The 2,104-nt window shown below is 65.3% G+C and carries 1 protein-coding gene and 1 pseudogene; both read left to right on the top strand.

Features of this window, described 5'->3' with window-relative positions; translation table 11 throughout:
* Positions 1-999: DUF2059 domain-containing protein (locus tag JHC57_RS22175; RefSeq protein ID WP_294032724.1), on the top strand; the 999-nt coding region annotated here is incomplete at its 5' end.
* A gap of 20 nt (positions 1,000-1,019) precedes the next feature.
* A pseudogene (locus JHC57_RS22170) lies at positions 1,020-2,104 on the top strand (glutamate synthase large subunit); the annotation flags it as partial.

Genomic DNA, 2,104 nt, shown 5'->3' with positions numbered 1-2,104 from the left:
AAGATGCAGAAGGAAATGGACGAGGCGATCGCGCTGATCGAAAAGATGTTCGACACGAGCAATCTGCCGCCGATCGACCCGTCGCGCCTGACGCTCGCGCAGCAGACGACCGCGGCGCTGATCCCGAACGGCAGCATCGAGAAGATGGTCGACAACCTCTACGGCAAGATGTTCAAGACGATCATGGGCGAGTTCGGCGGCCAGTCGGACCTGCTGCTGTCGATCAAGACCGGCGTCGAAAGCGAACAGATCGCGGGGCTCGACGAAGCGACCAAGGGCAAGGTCGCCGATATGTTCGACCCGCACCGCAAGGAACGCGAAGACCAGATCACCAGGGTGATCAAGCCGCTGATCAGCGAAGCGCTCGCCGACATGGAACCGCCGATGCGCGACGGGCTTGCCAAGGCCTATGCGCGGAAGTTCAGCGGCGCGCAGCTCACCGACCTCAACAGTTTCCTCGCGACACCGACCGGCAGGATCTACGCCGACGAATGGATGGCGCTGCAGGCCGATCCCGAGGTGATGCTCGCGGTGATCAAGGCGGTGCCGCCGCTGATTACCAAATTCATCGACCGCGCGCCCGAGATCGAGAAGGATTTCAAGGAACTGCCGAAGGAAAGGCAGCTCTCCGACTTCGACGACAAGGAACTCGGCAAGCTCGCCAGGCTGATGAAGGTCGACGTGAAGGTGCTGAAGGACCAGCGCGACATGTGGAAGACCGACAGCGTCGAGGCGACCGACGCGGTCGCGGTCGATGCGGCGGACGATTATGCGGTCGATGCCGCAGCCGACGCCGCCGACGCCGCGGCAACGGCCGCCGATGTCGCGGCCGATGCCGCGGTGGCCTACGACGACCCGGCCTATGACCGCAGCAACTGGTCGGCCGCCGACCTGAAGCGCGTCGAGGATCTCGAACTCGCTTACGAAAACGCTTCGCTCGCCGCGCAGCAGGCCGCCGAGGACGCGGCCGAAAACGCGCGCAAGAAGCTGCCCGATTAAGACACTCCGTCAGGACGAAGATGATGACCCACTACCCCACCCCCGATCACGCGCGGCTTGCAGCCGAAGGCATGTATCGCCCCGACCTCGAATCCGATGCCTGCGGCGTCGGCATGGTCGCGGCGACCGACGGCAAGCCGTCGCGCCGCGTCGTCGAGGCGGCGATCGAAGCCTTGCGTGCCGTGTGGCACCGCGGCGCGGTCGACGCCGACGGCAAGACCGGGGACGGGGCGGGCATCCACGTCGACCTGCCCGTCCGCTTCTTCGACGATGCGATCGCGGCGTCGGGGCACAAGGTGCGCCCGAACCGCCTCGCGGTCGGCATGGTCTTCCTGCCGCGCACCGACCTTTCGGCGCAGGAGGAATGCCGCACGATCGTCGAGGCGGAGATCATCGACGCGGGCTTCACCATCTATGGCTGGCGGCAGGTGCCGGTCGACGTCTCGGTCATCGGCGACAAGGCGCAGCGCACGCGCCCCGAGATCGAGCAGATCATGATCGCGGGTCCGCTGCCGGAGGAACAGTCGGTCGCCGAGTTCGAAAAGCAGCTCTATCTCGTCCGCCGCCGAATCGAGAAAAAGGTGATCGCGGCACAGATCGCCGATTTCTATATCTGCAGCCTGTCGGCGCGCTCGATCATCTACAAGGGGCTGTTCCTCGCCGAAAGCCTCGCGGACTTCTTTCCCGACCTCACGAACAAGCTGTTCGAGAGCCGGGTCGCGATCTTCCACCAGCGCTATTCGACGAACACCTTTCCGCAATGGTGGCTGGCGCAGCCGTTCCGCTGCCTCGCGCACAATGGCGAAATCAACACGATCCGCGGCAACAAGAACTGGATGAAGAGCCACGAGATCAAGATGGCGAGCCTCGCCTTCGGCGAGCATTCGGAAGACATCAAGCCGGTGATCCCCGCAGGCGCGTCGGACACCGCCGCGCTCGATGCCGTGTTCGAGGCGCTGTGCCGCGCCGGCCGCGATGCGCCGACGGCGAAGCTGATCCTGGTGCCCGAGGCGTGGACGACCGAATGCGACGTCCCCGACAACCACCGCGCGATGTACTCCTACCTCGCCAGCGTGATGGAGCCGTGGGACGGCCCCGCCGCGCT

This window comes from Sphingopyxis sp. (genome assembly GCF_016463645.1).
Lineage (GTDB): Bacteria > Pseudomonadota > Alphaproteobacteria > Sphingomonadales > Sphingomonadaceae > Sphingopyxis.
The sequence above is the reverse complement of the archived record's forward strand: the minus strand, read 5'-3'. Positions and strand labels throughout refer to the sequence as shown.